The organism is Rhizobium etli 8C-3 (assembly GCF_001908375.1).
GTDB lineage: Bacteria > Pseudomonadota > Alphaproteobacteria > Rhizobiales > Rhizobiaceae > Rhizobium > Rhizobium etli_B.
Genome location: NZ_CP017241.1, coordinates 1,049,998 through 1,067,521, shown reverse-complemented (window position 1 = coordinate 1,067,521; position 17,524 = coordinate 1,049,998). Strand labels below are relative to the sequence as shown.

At 60.6% G+C, this 17,524-nt stretch carries 16 protein-coding genes, 1 tRNA gene and 1 pseudogene; 8 read left to right on the top strand and 10 right to left on the bottom strand.

Going from position 1 to position 17,524, the window contains the following annotated elements; all coding sequences use genetic code 11:
* Positions 1 to 80: 80 nt before the first annotated feature.
* The gene (locus AM571_RS05355) at positions 81 to 701 is read right to left on the bottom strand and encodes a helix-turn-helix transcriptional regulator (RefSeq protein ID WP_074060518.1); all 621 of its coding nucleotides are present in this window, start codon (positions 699 to 701) and stop codon (positions 81 to 83) included.
* Between the two features lie 104 nt (positions 702 to 805).
* Here AM571_RS05355 and AM571_RS05350 point away from each other — a divergent pair, with 104 nt between their 5' ends.
* Positions 806 to 2,227, top strand: a complete 1,422-nt coding sequence (locus AM571_RS05350) for an MFS transporter (RefSeq protein WP_074060517.1) — start codon at positions 806 to 808, stop codon at positions 2,225 to 2,227.
* A 56-nt stretch (positions 2,228 to 2,283) separates the two neighbouring features.
* Here AM571_RS05350 and AM571_RS05345 read toward each other — a convergent pair whose 3' ends face one another.
* The 5 genes and pseudogenes from AM571_RS05345 to AM571_RS05325 form a co-directional block, all read right to left on the bottom strand.
* On the bottom strand, positions 2,284 to 3,057 hold the full coding sequence (locus tag AM571_RS05345; RefSeq protein ID WP_074060516.1) for a class I SAM-dependent methyltransferase: 774 nt from the start codon (positions 3,055 to 3,057) through the stop codon (positions 2,284 to 2,286).
* A 162-nt stretch (positions 3,058 to 3,219) separates the two neighbouring features.
* A complete protein-coding gene (locus AM571_RS05340; protein ID WP_074060515.1) occupies positions 3,220 to 4,218 on the bottom strand; it encodes an NAD(P)H-quinone oxidoreductase in 999 nt (332 codons plus the stop codon).
* Between the two features lie 76 nt (positions 4,219 to 4,294).
* A pseudogene (locus AM571_RS05335) lies at positions 4,295 to 6,100 on the bottom strand (bifunctional diguanylate cyclase/phosphodiesterase).
* Between the two features lie 148 nt (positions 6,101 to 6,248).
* The gene (locus AM571_RS05330; RefSeq protein ID WP_074060514.1) at positions 6,249 to 6,491 is read right to left on the bottom strand and encodes a ribbon-helix-helix domain-containing protein; all 243 of its coding nucleotides are present in this window, start codon (positions 6,489 to 6,491) and stop codon (positions 6,249 to 6,251) included.
* A gap of 182 nt (positions 6,492 to 6,673) precedes the next feature.
* Complete coding sequence (locus AM571_RS05325) at positions 6,674 to 7,228, bottom strand: HdeD family acid-resistance protein (RefSeq protein ID WP_074060513.1); 555 nt, start codon at positions 7,226 to 7,228, stop codon at positions 6,674 to 6,676.
* A 143-nt stretch (positions 7,229 to 7,371) separates the two neighbouring features.
* Between AM571_RS05325 and betI the strand changes: the two genes are divergently transcribed.
* The 3 genes from betI to betA all read left to right on the top strand — a co-directional run bounded on the left by betI (position 7,372) and on the right by betA (position 11,194).
* Positions 7,372 to 7,956: a transcriptional regulator BetI gene (betI, locus tag AM571_RS05320; RefSeq protein WP_074060512.1), complete on the top strand. Its 585-nt coding sequence runs from the start codon at positions 7,372 to 7,374 to the stop codon at positions 7,954 to 7,956.
* 62 nt (positions 7,957 to 8,018) lie between these two features.
* Entirely contained in the window at positions 8,019 to 9,482 is a 1,464-nt protein-coding gene (gene betB, locus AM571_RS05315; protein WP_074060511.1) for a betaine-aldehyde dehydrogenase, read from the top strand.
* A gap of 62 nt (positions 9,483 to 9,544) precedes the next feature.
* Positions 9,545 to 11,194, top strand: coding sequence for a choline dehydrogenase (gene betA / locus AM571_RS05310; protein ID WP_074060510.1), 1,650 nt, complete (start codon positions 9,545 to 9,547; stop codon positions 11,192 to 11,194).
* 202 nt (positions 11,195 to 11,396) lie between these two features.
* Here betA and AM571_RS05305 read toward each other — a convergent pair whose 3' ends face one another.
* The 3 genes from AM571_RS05305 to AM571_RS05295 form a co-directional block, all read right to left on the bottom strand.
* Positions 11,397 to 11,873, bottom strand: a complete 477-nt coding sequence (locus tag AM571_RS05305) for a DUF6644 family protein (protein ID WP_074060509.1) — start codon at positions 11,871 to 11,873, stop codon at positions 11,397 to 11,399.
* Positions 11,874 to 11,877: 4 nt separating this feature from the next.
* On the bottom strand, positions 11,878 to 12,264 hold the full coding sequence (locus AM571_RS05300; RefSeq protein ID WP_074060508.1) for a DUF6152 family protein: 387 nt from the start codon (positions 12,262 to 12,264) through the stop codon (positions 11,878 to 11,880).
* 123 nt (positions 12,265 to 12,387) lie between these two features.
* Positions 12,388 to 12,834: an RrF2 family transcriptional regulator gene (locus AM571_RS05295; RefSeq protein ID WP_074060507.1), complete on the bottom strand. Its 447-nt coding sequence runs from the start codon at positions 12,832 to 12,834 to the stop codon at positions 12,388 to 12,390.
* 421 nt (positions 12,835 to 13,255) lie between these two features.
* Between AM571_RS05295 and AM571_RS05290 the strand changes: the two genes are divergently transcribed.
* The 3 genes from AM571_RS05290 to cysN all read left to right on the top strand — a co-directional run bounded on the left by AM571_RS05290 (position 13,256) and on the right by cysN (position 16,535).
* Positions 13,256 to 13,996 (top strand): phosphoadenylyl-sulfate reductase, encoded by a 741-nt coding sequence (locus AM571_RS05290; RefSeq protein WP_074063081.1) that lies wholly within the window; start codon positions 13,256 to 13,258, stop codon positions 13,994 to 13,996.
* A gap of 99 nt (positions 13,997 to 14,095) precedes the next feature.
* On the top strand, positions 14,096 to 15,049 hold the full coding sequence (gene cysD, locus AM571_RS05285) for a sulfate adenylyltransferase subunit CysD (RefSeq protein WP_074060506.1): 954 nt from the start codon (positions 14,096 to 14,098) through the stop codon (positions 15,047 to 15,049).
* Between the two features lies 1 nt (position 15,050).
* Positions 15,051 to 16,535, top strand: coding sequence for a sulfate adenylyltransferase subunit CysN (cysN, locus tag AM571_RS05280; protein WP_074060505.1), 1,485 nt, complete (start codon positions 15,051 to 15,053; stop codon positions 16,533 to 16,535).
* Between the two features lie 139 nt (positions 16,536 to 16,674).
* Here cysN and AM571_RS05275 read toward each other — a convergent pair.
* A tRNA-Pro gene (locus AM571_RS05275) sits at positions 16,675 to 16,751 on the bottom strand.
* 271 nt (positions 16,752 to 17,022) lie between these two features.
* On the opposite strand from AM571_RS05275, the gene AM571_RS05270 reads away from it, so the two are divergent.
* Positions 17,023 to 17,433, top strand: coding sequence for a hypothetical protein (locus AM571_RS05270; RefSeq protein WP_074060504.1), 411 nt, complete (start codon positions 17,023 to 17,025; stop codon positions 17,431 to 17,433).
* The last annotated feature ends 91 nt before the right edge of the window (positions 17,434 to 17,524 follow it).

Below are 17,524 nucleotides of genomic sequence, written 5' to 3'. Positions count from 1 at the left end.
TCGGTTTTGGCAGAGCAAACCCATAGCGCGTTGCGCCGATAAAGCAACGCCTTTCGGCCAGGCTGCGGCGCACCGAAGGCCTAAAGCGGACTGATCCTGTAGGCGCAGCGGCGGGCGCCGAGGAGAATGTGCTCGCACCGCTCGACTTTGGCGCCGAGCACATTGCCAAAGGTCTCGAGCTCGGATCGGCAGAAGCCGGCGCAGGCCCGGGCCGCCGCACAGATGGGGCAGTGGTTTTCGACAAGCATGAACGAGCCGTCATCTTCCATCCAGCTATCGGCCATGTAACCTTCGCGCGTCCGGATCGCCGACAGCTGTCGGACGCGCAGAGCGAGCTCGGACGAAGAGACCTCCTTGCGGTAGCGCTTCACGGTTTCTGCCTCGCGTGCCGAGATGATGGTATCCAGCGCATCCCTGCCGAGCGTCTCGACCATCGTGCTCAGAAGATTCGCGGTCAATTCCGCATGCCCGTCCGGAAAGGTCTGGTTGCCGGCGGGGGTCAGATGCCAGAGCTGGCCTGGCCGCCCCCTGCCCGAGCCCGGCTCGGTAAGCGGCTCGACAAGACCGTCTGTGGCAAGCTTCGTCAGCTGCTGGCGTGCCGCTTCACAGGTGATGCCCAGCACATCGGCGATCGACGCTGCGCGTTGCGGCCCATCGGTCTTTATCAGAAGCAGGATGCGGCTGGCAGGCGAGTGACGCATTTATTTTTCCAAGGTGATTCTTGCTTTAAAAAAGCAGGCATGCAATTTTCCTATTTATAACTTGGAAAATAATGATCCGCTAGGGAAAACATCAAGGTATTGTCATGACCAGTGTCGATCGGGCCGCTGCACCCAAGTCATCCGTCTTCAGGCTTTTCACGCCGTCCCTGCTGCCCGCCACGCTGATGCTCGGCGGCGGCGTGACGCTCTATGCCATCGAGAGCTACATCACCGCCACGGTCGCCCCCTCTATCGTACGCGATATCGGCGGCTTGCCGCTACTTGCCTGGGTAACGACGCTTTTCGTTGCCGCCGCCGTGCTCGGCTCGATCTTCGTCGCCATGCGGCCGCGATCCATGGGCTTGCGCGGCGCCTATGTCTGCGGCGCCCTGATTTTCGCCATAGGCAGCCTCATCTGCGCGGCCGCACATGTCATGGAAATGGTTCTCGCCGGGCGCGCCGTTCAGGGTTTCGGGGCCGGCATCCTTGCAGCGCTTGCCTATGCTTTCGTTCGTTTCGCTTATCCGGAGCCGCTCTGGCCGAAAGCCTCCACGCTTTATGCCGCGATCTGGGGCGTTGCGACCCTACTCGGGCCGACTGCAGGGGGCGTGTTTTCGCAAGGCAGTGCATGGCGATACGCCTTCATCATCCTCGTGCCGCTCGGCCTGCTGATGGCCGTTCTTGCGCCATGGCTGCTACCGAAAGCGACGGACGACCGCGCGCACGCCAAGACGCCGGTCTTGCAGATCTGCCTGCTGCTTGTCGCCGTGCTGTTCGTCAGCATCGCAGGCACCGTCGAGCCTATCCCCGCCAAGACTGCACTGATTGCCCTTTCCGTCATCTCGATTTCGCTGATGCTGGTGACGGAGCGGCGAGGCAACAACCGGCTTCTGCCGACCGGCGCCGTCATGCTGGCAAAGCCGGTTGCGCGCGTCTACCTCATCATGTTCGTGCTGCTGTTCATCCTCGTCAGCGACATCTATATTCCCTATTTCCTGCAGGCCCTACATGGCGTGACGCCGCTGATTTCCGGCTATCTGACCGCCCTTGTCGCGCTCGGCTGGACGATCGCCGCCTTTTTCAGCGGCTCCCTGACCGGCAGGCACGCAAGCAACGCGATCGTCGCCGGCTGTATCATCGAAGCGCTGGCGACCGTTTTCCTGGCGATCTTTCTCGCTCGGGACAACCATATTGCGAGCCTTGCAATTCTCGGACCGGCGGCTGTCGCAATGCTGATGATGGGTTTCGGCGTCGGCCTCGGATGGGCACATCTGGTGACAAAGGTGCTGCGCCTTGTCGGCAGCGCCGAGCAGGACAAGGCATCGGCCGCGATCTCGACCGTGCAGTCGCTCGGCGGCGCTTTCGGCGCTGCGGTCGCAGGCGTCATTGCCAACAGCACAGGGCTCGTTACACCGGGCGGCATTTCCGGCAGCATATCGGCCGCCCACTGGCTCTACGCCGCCATGGCGCTTCCCGGCATCGTTACGATCGCAGCGGCGCTGACGCTGAGAGAAGGCCGAGATTGAAAAGAAGCGCCTAAGGGCGAGTGCCCGGGGCGCCTCTTCCATCACTGAGAGCGACCTCAGGCGACGCTGCGCTCCGGCTCTTGCTGGACAGCCTGCTGCTTCACGCCGAGATAAAGAACGGAGCGGAGGCCGATCCCGTAGGTGTCGCAGACCTCGGGCGTCAGGAATTCGTTGACCGGAACCTCCTGCACCGCAAGGCCCGACTGCCGGATCACATCGACGAATCCCGGCTTCGAGAAGATGCGCACATGGTCATCCTGGCCGAAATGCTGCCAGCGCCCCTCAGGCGTCGTCACTTCGGGATTTTCATAATTGTCCTGGATCGAAAGGCAGATCGGCGCCATCAGGATGGCAATGCTGTCCTGCTTGAGTACGCGGCGAATTTCGGAGGCGGCTCGCACCGGATCGTCGACGTGTTCGAGCACGTGCGAGCACAGAACGAAATCGAAAGTCTCGTCCGCATAAGGTAGATTGTGAATGTCTGCCTTGTCGTCCGCCTCCGGCATATACATGTCGCAGCTGCGGTAAAAGATGTGTGGGTGGCTTTTCAGCCAGAAGCTCAAAGAGCGGCCGGGGGCAATATCCAGAAACCGGAACGGCTGCGCCTGGTTGAGGCGCTGAAACACAGGCGTCAGGAACAGGGCATAGAGCCTGTCCCGGTCGCTCGAGTGACAGTTGGGGCAGCTATAGGCCTGATGATTGATCGTTTCGAATTCATCGACCCGATAGGGAAAGCCGTGTTCGGTCGCCTTGTCGATGTAATACCGCGGAAGCGGCACGAAATGCGGTATCCTGCTGCGGCAGACGGGGCAAGAGTGGAATAGAGCCATTGCATTCCTCGTGGGGGGCCCTGCCACGCGCAATCAACGCCACATCAAGATGCGCAGTTCAGACCCGGGTTTCGCTCAGACGACAGTTCAGCGACCCCGGAGACTCACATACGGCCAGGATCAGTTTTACTTGTGCGCACCGATGCTGGTCCGAAGCTGACCTTAAACGGTCAGGGTGATCTTGCCGATATGGCTGCTCGTTTCCATCAGCTTGTGTGCTTCGACGACATCTTCGAAGGCAAAGGTCCTGTGGATGACGGGGGCGGCTTTGCCGGCTTCGAGGAGCGGAAAGACCTGGGAGAGAAGGTCGTCGCGAATGGCGCGCTTTTCTTCTAGAGTGCGCGGGCGCATTGTCGAGCCGGTGACGGTGAGGCGCTTGGCCATGATCGGCGCGAGGTTGGCCCTGTCAGCGACGGCCCCACCCAGCAAGGCGATGATCGACAGGCAGCCGTCCCTGGCAAGCGATGCGATATTCTTTTCGAAATAGGCAGCGCCGACCATGTCGAGTACGACATCGACGCCATGGCCACCGGTCTGGGCCCTGATGACTTCGGCGAAATCTTCGCTCTTGTAGTTGATCGCCCGCTTCGCGCCAAGCTTTTCGCAGGCCTTGCATTTGTCCGCCGAACCTGCGGTCGCATAGACCTCGGCGCCGAAGGCGCGGGCGAGCTGGATCGCCGTGGTGCCGATGCCGCTGGAGCCGCCGTGGATGAGAACGCTTTCGCCCTCCGTCAGGCCGGCCATCTGGAAAAGGTTCGCCCAGACGGTGAACAAGGCCTCCGGCAGGGCTGCGGCCTGCACCGCATCATAGCCTTTCGGAAACGGCAAGACCTGGCCAATGGGCAGCAGGCAAAATTCGGCATAGGCACCGCCGTTGGCGAGGCCGCAGACCTTGTCGCCGACCGAGTATCCGGAAACGCCCGGACCGATTGCGGCCACTTCGCCGGAAAGTTCAAGCCCGAGGATGGGGCTCGCATCCTTGGGCGGCGGGTATGTTCCCTGACGCTGGGCCACATCCGGGCGATTGATGCCGATAGCCTGCACGCGTACGAGGACCTGCCCCTCGCCGGGCACTGGAACAGGTCCGGTCCCGATCCTCATGACTTCCGGCCCGCCAAAGCTCGGCAGGTCGACGAAACGCATGTTCGTTGGCAAAGGCATGACGGTCTCCTCTTTCCGAAAGCCCAGGAGATAATTCAGCGCCCCGTGATTGGGAAGGAGAGAAGTGGCAAAGGCGTCAATTCGCCTCGCCCAGTGGATGGAAGATCAGCCCGTCGGCGCTTTCCTTCGCTTCGGCCTTGATGTGTGCGATCTCGGCGCTGACACGATTGATGTCCTCAATCACCAAGCCTTCCGACAGTTCAAGGACACCAATCGAGCAGCGCATCAGCGCAAAACGCGCTTCTGCACCTGCGCGGTCATGACCGGCAATGCCTCCGGCCGCGCGGTCCTCGTCGCAGTAGAGATCGCGGACGTCTTCGCGAAAATCAGTGATGAGCCGATCAAGAATCTCGGTCAGTTCCTCCTTCGTCCATCCGATGACGCCGATGAAGAAGTCGTCGCCCCCGACATGGCCGAGGAAATGGCGCTCGGCGAAGAAGTAGCGGCGCATCAGAGCGGCGAAGAGCGAGATCGCGTGGTCGCCGAGATGGAAACCATAAGTATCGTTGAAAGGCTTGAAGTTGTCGAAGTCGCAATAGCAGAAATGCCGCACCTCGTCGCCGTCGCGACCGGCCTGGCGCATGAAATCGCGGATGGCGCGGTTGCCCGGCAGGCCGGTCAGCGGGTTCTGGTCCTGTGCGGTCTTCAACTGTTTTTCGTTGATGACCTTGATGAGGGAGGCAGCGGAGACGACGCCGGCATAACGCATGTTGTCAGTAAGGATCAGGCAGTTGCTGCCTTCCATATTGGCGAAGATCGTCATCAACCGCTCGGCGTCGGAATTGAGACCGACGATCGGTGCCATTTCGACGAAGTGCGAAATCGTGCGGCCATAGATCTTGTTCTTCAGGAGATCGCGGCCGAAAGGCTGGTAGATATATTCCTTGAGATGATGCTCATGGATGATGCCGCGCGGCTCGCCATTGGCATTCAAAACGGGGAAAAATGCCTGGCGCGGATTGCGGCGAAAGAGCTCGAAGACCGTGTCGATGCTGTCGTTCTCATAGACCGTCGGCAGCACTTCAATCTGCTTGCGGATAAGGATTTCATCGAGCGATTGCGTGTTGTGCTTGCTTTTGCCGAGATCCTGAAGATGCGGAAACGACGACACGAGTTCCGACGTATGCTGCGTCGGCCGGGCAATGAACCAGCCTTGGACGAGATCGACGCCATATTCGCGGCAAGCCAGGAACTCCGCTTCGGTTTCAACGCCTTCCGCGATGACCCGGGTTCCGAGCACATGGGCGATGTTGACGATGTTCTTCAACAGGTGGCGCTTGCGCGGCTTGCAGTCGATGTCGGCGACGAAGTGACGGTCGATCTTGAGGTAATCGACGGCATAGTCGCAGAGCAGCTTCATCTCACCGTGACCGACGCCGAAGTCGTCGATTGCCAGCTTGAAGCCGGTCTTGCGAAGATTGGAAACCAGCGCCTCGAATTCCGGCACGCTGGTATTGTCGAAACGCTCGGAGAATTCGAAGCAGACCGAGGAGGGTGGGATGTTGGCGGCTTTCAGGTGCTGGAGAAGGGTCTCAACCAGACGGTCGCCGTGCGGGATCAGCCGGACGTCGAGATTGAGGAAAAGCGTCGAGGTCGAACAATTGCCGAGCGTCGCGAACTTTGCGAGCGCGCGGCTGGCGACCATCTGCTACAGCTGCAGCAGCTGGCCGGCGCGATGGGCCTCATCGAGGATTTCAACGGGGGAATCGAAGCCCATGCGCTCCTGCCCGCGCATCAGGGACTCGTAACCGAAGACTGTGCCTGTCCCTGCCTCGACGATCGGCTGGAAAGCATTTTCGATGACGAGTTTCGCAAGCGTCACGATCTGATCGCTGGCATAACGGCGCAATACGTCCGGTTCGACGGCGGCAGCCAAAGACATGCCAAATTCTCCACTGCGAAGTCTTCTTTTTCGCAGCGAAGATGGTGAAAAAGCATCAATGAACCCTTTCGCCAATGTGAAGCTTTTGTGAAAGTTGCGGACCGGAATGTTTCAGCATTCCGATCAATGGCATAGGTCCCGATCCTCATCAGGCGGATCGGCGACGCTCCGCTTCGTGATCGGCAAACATGTCTGCAACGCAGCGGCCTCCACTCGCGCGATCTTCGTCATTTAGGACCTCATTGCGATATTCTGCGAGCTTGCGGGCGGCATCCCAGAGGCGCAGCGCCTCACGGACAACTTCGCTGCTCGATGCATAGCCGCCATGATCGACGGCATCGCGAATGCCGGCTGCCTGGACCGGTGATATGGAAACTGTGACCATCGGCATGAACTTCCTCCCTTCGTTTTCTATGGGGCAGAACCTGCCCTACGCGGGACGCATGACCACTCATGACATCTGATCCGGCAATGATTGTCTGCCGGCGTCTCGGGTAATCTGTTTGAATTTTAGTCCCGCCTCACATGCTTGTCAAAAAAGAAACATTCCGTGAGCAGGGCCTGTGGACAGGGTCATTGCACGCTTCGCAGGCCGATGCCGAACGCAATCATCGTCCATCCCTGCAAGATCAGATCCACCGCCAGGAAAAGACCGAGCACCCAGAGACTGTTCACTGGCCAGCCGAGTGCGATGATAAAGCCTGCAAGCGCGGTAACTACACCGCTTACGACGATCCAGCCCCAACCCTTGAGCGGCTTCATGCGGCGGCCGATAAAGACGCGGAAGACGCCGGCGACAAGCAAAGCGATAGCGAGAAAGAGCGTCAGAGCAGCCGAGGTCAGGATCGGATTGATGAAGGCGAATATGCCTGCGAGCACGTAAAGCATGCCGCTCAGCGCCCAGAAAAGGATGTGCTCCCAGCCGCGCACTTGAAAGGCGTGGATGAGATAAACGATCCCGCCAAACACCATCAGCATTCCCACGGAGTAGACCGACACCACTGTGGCCAGAAGCAGATTTCCGACCGCGATCAGGCCGCAGATCAACAGCAGCACGCCGAGACCCACGAACCATATCCATTTCGACTGCAGGGACGAGGACGGCGCTCCATCGAAGACGTTAGCCATGACACACCTCCTGATAGGCCTGATATGCTGCAGAATTGCGCGTCGGAAAGGGTTGGGGTTTCGCAAACTCCGCCAAAAAAGATTTTTGTTGATTGATTAGTCAATCAAAAATAATATGCGCTGAACTTTCGGAGCCGGCCTTCATGCCCAAAATCGGAATGGAACCTCTACGCCGAAAGGCGCTCGTCGACGCTGCGCTGCGCGTCATCGCGGATCAAGGCTCGCTGAGCGTCACCATGTCCGATATCGCCCGCCAGGCCGGCGTGTCTCCAGCCCTTGCGCACCACTATTTCGGCAGCAAGGAGCAACTATTGATCGAGACGGTCCGTTCGCTGCTCAAGCAGTTGCGTGACGATACGGTGACGGCGCTGAAGGCTGCCCGGACCCCACGCGAAAAGCTCTCTGCCGTCATCCGCATCAGCTTCCAGGCCGATCAGTTCGCGCCGGAAACGATTGCCGCATGGCTTGCCTTTTATGCCGAGGCGCAGCGCTCGGAGGAAACGCGCCGTTTCCTCGTCATCTATTCCCGCCGGCTGCGTTCGAACCTGCTGGCCAACCTCAAGAAGCTTTGTTCGCCGGATGCCGCAGGGCGCATCGCCGAAGGCGCTGCTGCGATGATCGACGGACTCTATATCCGCCAAAGTCTGAAATCGGCGCCGATCAACATCGAGGCTTCGATCGGGCTGACAGAGGATTACGTGACGATGCAATTAAGGAGGATCGAATGAGGCTAACCGCGCAGGAATGAGGAGCTTTTTTTGCCCTGTCGGACAAAGCAAAGGATTGAATTATGAAAGCCCAGCCGAAAGCGTCGCACTTCATCGACGGCGAATATGTCGAGGACGAAGCGGGAAGCGTTATCGAAAGCATCTATCCGGCAACCGGCGAAGTGATCGCGCGGCTGCATGCGGCAACGCCTGCCATCGTCGAGAAGGCGATCGCGGCCGCCAAGCGCGCGCAGCCGGAGTGGGCGGCGATGAGCCCGACGGCCCGCGGCCGCATCTTAAGGCGCGCCGCCGAGATCATGCGCGAGCGCAATCGCGAGCTTTCCGAGCTCGAAACGCTCGATACCGGCAAGCCGATCCAGGAAACGATCGTCGCCGATCCGACGTCCGGCGCCGACAGCTTCGAATTCTTCGGCGGCATCGCGGCAGCCGGACTCAACGGTTCCTATATCCCGCTCGGCGGCGATTTCGCCTATACGAAGCGAGTGCCGCTCGGCGTTTGCGTCGGCATCGGCGCCTGGAACTATCCGCAGCAGATCGCCTGCTGGAAAGGGGCGCCGGCGCTGATCGCCGGCAATGCGATGGTCTTCAAGCCTTCGGAAAACACGCCGCTTGGGGCCTTGAAGATTGCCGAAATCCTTTTCGAAGCAGGCCTGCCGAAGGGTCTTTACAATGTGATCCAGGGAGACCGCGACACCGGCCCGCTGCTCGTCAACCATAAGGACGTGGCAAAAGTCTCGCTCACCGGCTCCGTGCCGACCGGCCGTAAGGTCGCCGCCTCCGCCGCCAGCCACCTCAAACATGTGACGATGGAGCTCGGCGGCAAGTCGCCGCTGATCGTCTTCGACGATGCCGATATCGACAGCGCAATCGGCGGCGCCATGCTCGGCAACTTCTATTCAACGGGCCAGGTGTGCTCGAACGGCACCCGTGTTTTTGTGCAAAGGAACATCAAGGGCGAGTTCCTGAAGCGGCTGAAGGCTCGCACCGAGGCGATCCTGATCGGCGACCCGATGGACGAGTCGACGCAGCTCGGCCCGATGGTTTCCTTCGACCAGCGACAGAAGGTCTTGAGTTACATCGACAAGGGCAACTCCGAGGGTGCGACGCTCATCACCGGCGGTGGCATTCCGAACAATGTTTCCGGCGAGGGCTATTACGTCCAGCCGACCGTGTTTGCCGACGTGACCGACGGCATGACCATTGCCCGCGAGGAAATCTTCGGACCGGTGATGTGCGTGCTCGACTTCGATGACGAAGGCGAAGTCATCGGACGTGCGAACGCCACCGAATTCGGCCTCTCGGGTGGCGTCTTCACCGCCGATCTGACGCGCGCCCACCGCGTCGCCGACCAGCTCGAGGCCGGCACGCTCTGGATCAACACCTACAATCTCTGCCCGGTCGAAATTCCCTTCGGCGGCTCGAAGCAATCCGGTTTCGGGCGGGAGAACTCGCTGGCGGCGCTGGAGCATTATTCGGAGTTGAAAACGGTCTACGTGGGCATGGGGCCGGTGGCGGCGCCTTACTGAGAAGAGGTTACGCCCTCCCGCTTGTGGTGAGGCGAAGATCAACACATACCGAGTGCACAATCATGCAGGCAGACTTCGTCATCATAGGCTCCGGCTCGGCAGGGTCGGCCCTTGCCTATCGTCTCTCCGAAGACGGCAGAAACAGCGTGATCGTCATCGAGGCGGGCGGCAGCGACTTCGGGCCGTTCATCCAGATGCCGGCAGCCCTTGCTTGGCCGATGAGCATGAGGCGCTACAACTGGGGCTACCTCTCCGAACCCGAACCCAACCTCAACGGCCGGCGCATCACCGCGCCGCGCGGCAAGGTGATCGGCGGCTCCTCCTCGATCAACGGGATGGTCTATGTGCGCGGCCATGCCGAGGACTACAACCGTTGGGAAGAGCTCGGCGCCAACGGCTGGGCCTATGCCGACGTGCTGCCCTACTTCAAGCGCATGGAGCATTCGCACGGCGGCGAGGAAGGCTGGCGCGGCACCGACGGCCCGCTGCATGTGCAACGCGGCGGCTTTCGCAATCCGCTGTTCCATGCATTCATCGAAGCCGGCAAACAGGCGGGCTTCGAGGCGACGGACGACTACAACGGCTCGAAGCAGGAAGGCTTCGGGCTGATGGAGCAGACCATTTTCCGCGGCCGTCGCTGGTCTGCGGCGAGCGCCTATCTCAAGCCGGCGCTGAAGCGGCCGAATGTCGACATCGCCTACGGCCTGGCATGCAGGGTCATTATCGAGAACGGCCGTGCGACCGGCGTCGAGATCGAGCGCCGCGGCAAGGTCGAAATCATCAAGGCGAACCGCGAGGTGATCGTTTCCGCCTCATCCTTCAACTCGCCGAAGCTGTTGATGCTTTCCGGCATCGGCCCGGGCGCTCATTTGCAGGAGCACGGCATCGAGGTGAAGGCCGACAGGCCAGGTGTCGGCGCCAACCTGCAGGACCATATGGAATTCTATTTCCAGCAGGTCAGCACCAAGCCGGTTTCGCTCTATTCCTGGCTGCCATGGTTCTGGCAAGGTGTCGCGGGTGCGCAATGGATGTTCACGAGATCCGGCCTCGGCACCTCCAACCAGTTCGAAGCATGCGCCTTCCTGCGCTCGGCAGCCGGCATCAAGCAGCCGGACATCCAGTATCACTTCCTGCCTGTGGCGATCAGCTATGATGGCAAGGCGGCGGCAAAGAGCCACGGCTTCCAGGTACATGTCGGCTACAATCTCTCGAAGTCGCGCGGGTCCGTTACCCTGCGCTCGCCCGATCCGAAGTCCGACCCCGTCATCCGCTTCAACTATATGAGCCATCCGGATGACTGGGAGAAATTCCGCCACTGTGTGCGCCTCACACGCGAGATCTTCGCCCAGCAAGCTTTCGACCCATATCGCGGGCCGGAGATCCAACCGGGCGAGAAGGTGCAGACGGACGCAGAGATCGATGGCTTCCTGCGCGAGCATCTGGAAAGCGCCTACCACCCTTGCGGCACCTGCAAGCTGGGCGATAAGAACGACCCAATGGCCGTGACCGACCCCGAGACGCGTGTTATCGGGGTGGACGGCCTGCGCGTTGCCGACTCGTCCATCTTCCCGCACATCACCTACGGCAACCTCAATGGCCCCTCGATCATGACCGGCGAGAAGGCGGCGGACCATATTCTCGGCAAACAGCCGCTGCCGCGCTCGAACCAGGAGCCTTGGGTCAATCCACGCTGGAAACTGAGCGACCGGTAATCACCGCCGACAAGACACGGGAATGCCCAATCCTCGCGTGGGATCTTTCCGCAGCTGACCCGACCGGCCTCCGGCAGGCCTTGTGATGACGCTGCCAGATGGACCGCTTGGCCGCCTTCTTGTCCAGGCTCCTTCAATTCGGTTTCGCCGATACCGATCCGGATTCGAACAATGCGCCGTTTATAGACGCACGCAACCAGGACTATATGAAACCAATCCACCGTCCGGCGATGAGAGCGCTAATCCATACCGACGCCGAAACCATGGCTGCAATGCGCAAGCTCGCTGCAACAGCCATACCGGCAATCGCCTTTCGCCAGCTATCCCTGGCATGCACGATGGCGGCGTTGGCAACGCCCACTGCCAGCAATCCGATCTTTGCCAAAAATGCCGGATTCCCGGCATATTCGATCGGCCTGACGCTGAAGAGGCAGAAGCCTGTGACGATCGCTCCCGTCAAACCGACGGCGGCTGCGCGAGACAGGAATGGCCCGACCACCGAAAGCGGGACCAACGGAAAGAAGCCCGTCAACCTGAGATCGAGCGGCAGGATGGCGCCGAGCAGCAAGCCGATGGACAAAATATGCGAAGCGTTAACGAACATGTAAAGCAGCGCTGACCGCCGCAACCCGGCGGCGATCGGAGTTGCGGCAATGCATTCCAGAAGCTCGATCGCCATGCGGTCAGTTCGTCTGGATTCGATCAGGATAGATATCGTAGCGCTTCTCGCCGACTGTGATTCTCACGGCCTTCATGCGCTTTTCATTCCGATCCAGCGAACGGTTTCCGATCGCAATGATCGGATCGCCGGTCTTCGCCGAGCCCTCGACGAAGCCGGACCGCTCCGTCTGGCGCGGATTGCCGAGTTCGACGCGCCACACGCCGTCATCGACGGTCGCAACGTCTAGCGCGGGATGCGGGCCGCCCATGGAAATCTTCTGTATCGTCCCCCTCAACTCCATCTGCTCGGCCTCGGCCCATGACCAGCCGTGATGGGCCGCAGCGCCAGTCGCGAAACTTGCCGCAAGGGCCGCGCACAAGACGATCTGCTTTCTGGATAAGACACGCATTTCTATTCTCCCTGCCCTTTTTCGAACAGGTCCGAATTGGCGCTTGCCAGCGGCTTTGAAAGGCTACTCACCAAATCTTGAAGCAGGTCCATGACTTCGCGACCTGCGGCTGCCTATGACTGGTCAGGCGAGGAGCCGGGTGACCTCTGCGCCTTTTGCCGGCGCGACCGCGTCGGCAATCGTCGTCGAGAACAGAACCTTGCGCGTTGCATCCGCCACTTTGGCAAAGACGCTGCGAATTTCGCAGGTCTGCTCGCCGTCGCAATCGTCGCACTTGCGATAAGCCGTGATCGATAGGCATGGGAGCGGCGCGATCGGGCCGTCGACGATGCGCAGGATTTCGCCAAAGGTGATCATGTCGGCGGGCTTCAACAGCAGATAGCCGCCCGCCTTGCCGCGTCGGCTCGCAACAATGCCCTGATGCTTGAGATCGAGCAGGATCTGCTCGAGAAACTTCTTTGGAATTTTCTGTTGCGCTGCGATGTCGGAAATCATGACGGGCTCGCCGGCATCGGCTTCCGCCAGTACCGTCAGCGCCCGGAGCGCGTATTTTGCCTTCTGCGTAATCATTTTGGACCGTCACACACACGAGCGATGCAACTTGAAGCATCACCTCACAAGCTTACCTATCTCCTATTGCACAGCCAGCATGAACGGAATTTGAACGCGCCAGTGAAAGCCTTGGAAGACAAGCATTTTGGCCTTGTTTTTCTTGCTCGGCCAACGGAGTGAATTCTACTCTGGAATCGGGGTTCCTGCATCTTTTCCGACATCACTTCAGATTTCCAATTGACAGGCAGCGTGTTACTCTACTAATTTTATGGAGATTAATCCAGCCTCGACGGATCATTTGCCTGACGCGGCTGCTTTTCTGCATTGCAGCGGCTACGGAGAGATATTTGCTCCAGCATGCGCTGCTTTCGAAATCCGTTTTTCTGTGCGATCTGCCCTCAAGCTGCGATACTCCGGCCACATCGAGGACAGGATTCCCATGACTGTTGTCAATCTCATCGAAGAAGCGGAAACGCTGAATACGAAACTTGCGACCTTGAGCCTGGCCGAACGTCTGTCGTTTGTCGCCGGTCTTGACGTAAGAGTGGTCTTCACGACATCGCTTGGTATCGAAGACCAGGTGATCACCGCCGAAATCGGCAATCATCGCCTGCCGATCGACGTCGTCACGCTGCAGACAGGCCGCCTCTTCCCCGAGACGCTGGCGCTGATTGCGGAAACCGAAAACCAGTACGGGATCCACATCATCCGCTACGAGCCGGAGCAGGCCGATATCGACGCTTACGCGACGAAATACGGCATGAACGGCTTTTACGACAGCGTCGAGGCCAGGCATGCCTGTTGTGGCGTGCGCAAGCTGAAGCCGCTTGCGCGGGCGCTGGCAGGCGCAACGATCTGGATCACCGGTCTGCGCCGCGGTCAGTCCGCCAATCGCGCGGAAACGCCTTTTGCGGAATATGACGCCGAACGGCACCTCCTGAAGATCAATCCGCTTGCCGACTGGGATATCGACACAATCAAGTCCTACGTCGCCGACAACAGCGTGCCGGTTAATCCGCTGCATGCCCGCGGCTACCCTTCTATCGGCTGCGAGCCGTGCACGCGCGCCATCAAGCCCGGCGAGCCGGAGCGCGCCGGCCGGTGGTGGTGGGAACAGGATGAAAAGCGCGAATGCGGCTTGCATGTCGGCGAAGAGGCGACAGCGGTTGCCGCACGATAGTCGAGCCGCCAAGCGCGGCATTTAAACTCCCTCTCCCCGAGAGGGTTGGTGTGAGGGGCAAATGCCTCCTTGCCAATGATCGAAAGTCTGGAGTAGGAAATGCCCGATAGCCGTCCGGATACGGAACTCAACAATCCCCAGAGCGCCAAGCCGCCGCTCGATCCGCACCTCAAGGCTTTGGAAAACGAGTCCATCCATATCTTCCGCGAGGTTGCAGCCGAATTCGAGCGTCCGGTGATGCTCTATTCGATCGGTAAGGACTCCTCGGTGCTGCTGCACCTGGCACGTAAGGCCTTTTATCCGGGCCGCGTCCCCTTCCCGCTTCTTCATGTGAACACCGGCTGGAAATTCCAGGAGATGATCGCGTTTCGCAACGAGACCGCGAAGAAGTACGACCTGGACCTGATCGAGCACATCAATCCGCGCGGAGCAGCCGAAGGCATCACACCCTTCACCCATGGCTCGGCGACCTTCACCGACATCATGAAGACCGAGGGGCTGCGCCAGGCGCTCGACGCTGGACAGTTCGATGCAGCCTTCGGCGGCGCGCGCCGCGACGAGGAGGCAAGCCGGGCCAAGGAACGCATCTACTCCTTCCGCACGCCCGATCACCGCTGGGATCCGCGCAACCAGCGGCCAGAGCTCTGGAACATCTACAACGGCCAGATCCGCAAGGGTGAGAGCGTACGCGCCTTCCCGCTTTCGAACTGGACCGAAGTTGATATCTGGCGCTACATCCAGGCCGAAGAAATTCCGCTGGTGCCGCTCTACTATGCGAAGAAGCGCCCCTACGTTGAGCGCGACGGCATGATGATCCTTGCGGAGGACCCGCGGCTGGAACTGCTTCCCGGCGAAGTCCGCCAGGAAGGCATGATACGTTTCCGCACCCTCGGCGATTTCCCGCTGACGGGTGCCATCCGCTCCACCGCCACCACTCTTGAAGACGTCATAGCGGAGCTGGAAATCGCAACCGTTTCCGAGCGCCAGGGCCGCGCCATCGACCGCGACCAGTCCGGCTCCATGGAAAAGAAGAAGCGTGAAGGATATTTCTGAGATGACTGCAGCAGCACCTGCAACCGCCATCGCCCTGCCTGCCGCCGAGCCGTTGAAGGCCACGCGCGACACGCGGCCGTTGCGCCTTATCACCTGCGGCAGCGTCGATGACGGAAAATCCACGCTGATCGGCCGGTTGCTCTGGGACACCAAGGCGGTCAAGGAAGACCAGGCGGCGACGCTCCAGCGCGATTCCACCGGCAAGCAAAACGATCTCGGCCTGCCCGACTTTGCGCTGCTTCTGGACGGCCTGCAGGCGGAGCGCGAACAGGGCATCACCATCGATGTCGCCTATCGCTATTTCCAAACCGACAGGCGCGCCTTCATCGTCGCCGACACGCCCGGCCATGAACAGTACACCCGCAACATGGCAACCGGCGCCTCGACCGCCGATCTTGCCGTGCTGCTCGTCGATGCCCGCGCCGGCATCCTGGAGCAGACGCGCCGCCACGCGACGATCGCCTCGCTCCTCGGCATCAAGCAGTTCGTGCTTGCCGTCAACAAGATCGACCTGACGGGTTATGACCGCGCTGGATTTGAGAAGATCACGCACGAGTTCAAGGAATTTGCCCTGTCGCTCGGCATCAAGCAGATCACTGCGATCCCGATGTCGGCGCTGAAGGGTGAAAACGTCGTTTATTCCGGCCAGGCCTCCATGCCCTGGTACACGGGTCCGACGCTGGTCGAGACGCTGGAGCTTGCCACGGTGCGCTCGTCGCAGACCGTCGGCTTCCGTCTCTCGGTGCAGCGCGTTTCGCGTCCCGGCGAAAGCTTCCGCGGCTATCAGGGCACGGTTGCCGGCGGGTCGGTGAAGCCCGGCGACAGCGTCATGATCCTGCCATCGGGCATGGTTGCCAATGTTTCCAAGATCGTCACCTTCGACCTCGTGCGCAACGCAGCCGTCGCGGGCGACGCAATCACTCTCGTGCTCGACCGACAGGTGGACGTCGCGCGCGGCGACATGATCGTTTCGATCGACAGCCAGCCGCAGGTCGGCCTTGCCTTCGACGCGCAAATCGTGGCGCTGCAGCCGGAAGGCATCGAGGCCGGCAAGCGCTACTGGCTGAAGAGCGGCAGCCGTCGCCAGCGCGTCCAGGTGCAGCCCATCAGCCAGCTGGAACTGAAGACCGGCGCCTGGCATGTGGCCGAGCGGCTTTACATGAATGCCATCGGCAAAGTGCGCCTCGCCTTCGAGGAGGCGGCGATCTTCGATCCTTATGAGCAGAACCGCTCCTCCGGCTCCTTCATCCTCATCGACCCGGACACCAACAATACGGTCGCCGGCGGCATGGTGACCGGCAAGCGCTCGGAACTCGGCGGACTTCACGCCGGAGACGCGCGCGTCATCCTCTCGCTGCCCGCCGACCTCGCCGAGCAGATTATGGCGAGCGAAATCTTCGCAAACCGCCGCGACGAGGCGCATGTGCACCGGATGACCGCGGCAGAAGCGGCGGAACTCTGGAAGAACGCCGCAAGCGATATCTGAGATTGAAGATGGGGCCGGGAGGCTGGCCGGGAGGCCCCTTTTTTCTTGCTGTGCCGAGGCGGGCTGGCGAAAACGAATAGCTACACGTAGTATGCGTCGCAAATACTGCCGGGCATCAGGAAAATCGGGAAAAATCGGCTGGTCGGAGTGGAGTGATTCGAACACTCGACCCCCACGTCCCGAACGTGGTGCGCTACCAGACTGCGCTACACTCCGTGACCAGCGGCGCCTCTATAGACCGGCCCATCTTATTGCGCAAGCACCAATTTTCAAAACCCGGCGCATTTTTGACAGAGGGGTGACAGGCCCCGCCTCAGCCTGAAACTGCAACAAAAAGCCACACTCACGGCAAATTTCGCAATCGCGAAGACAGGGCAATTTTCTTTTGCCGGGTTCCGCGCTAAAGCGCTCCACGGGACAAGCGGAAACCGTTGGCTGACAGCGATTCCCGCCGTCGAATGCGCGACAAATTCAGGGACGACACTAGATGAAACTCCGCACCACTGCCGCGGTCGGGCTTGCCGCTGCGCTTGCCGGCTGCACGACCATTCCTTCTGCAGCCGATCCGATCTCCGCACGCTGGACAGGCCAGTCGGCCGGCAAGTTCTTCGCAGCCTACGGTCCGCCGATAGCCGATACCGAAAACGGCTCGGCGACCGTCTACACTTGGAAGGGCGGCTACAAAAGGATCCGCGTCCCGGCGAAATATGCCGAAGGCGAAAACGGCAAGCGCGGCAAGCAGATCGCTGCCGCCCGAACGCTCTATCTCCGCTGCCAGGCCGAAGTCACCGCCGATTCCAGCTACACCATTCGAAGCATCCGGACCGTCGGCGACATTCCGGGCGAAAACAGCAAATCCTATTGTGCGGAGTTTCTGGCACCGGAAACGGCTCAGTAGCTGAATTTCTGGGGCCGGCATCAGTCCGGGAAAGACAGCCTCAGGCCGCCGTGACACCGCTGACGAACCCGCCGATTTTTTCGGCGGGTTG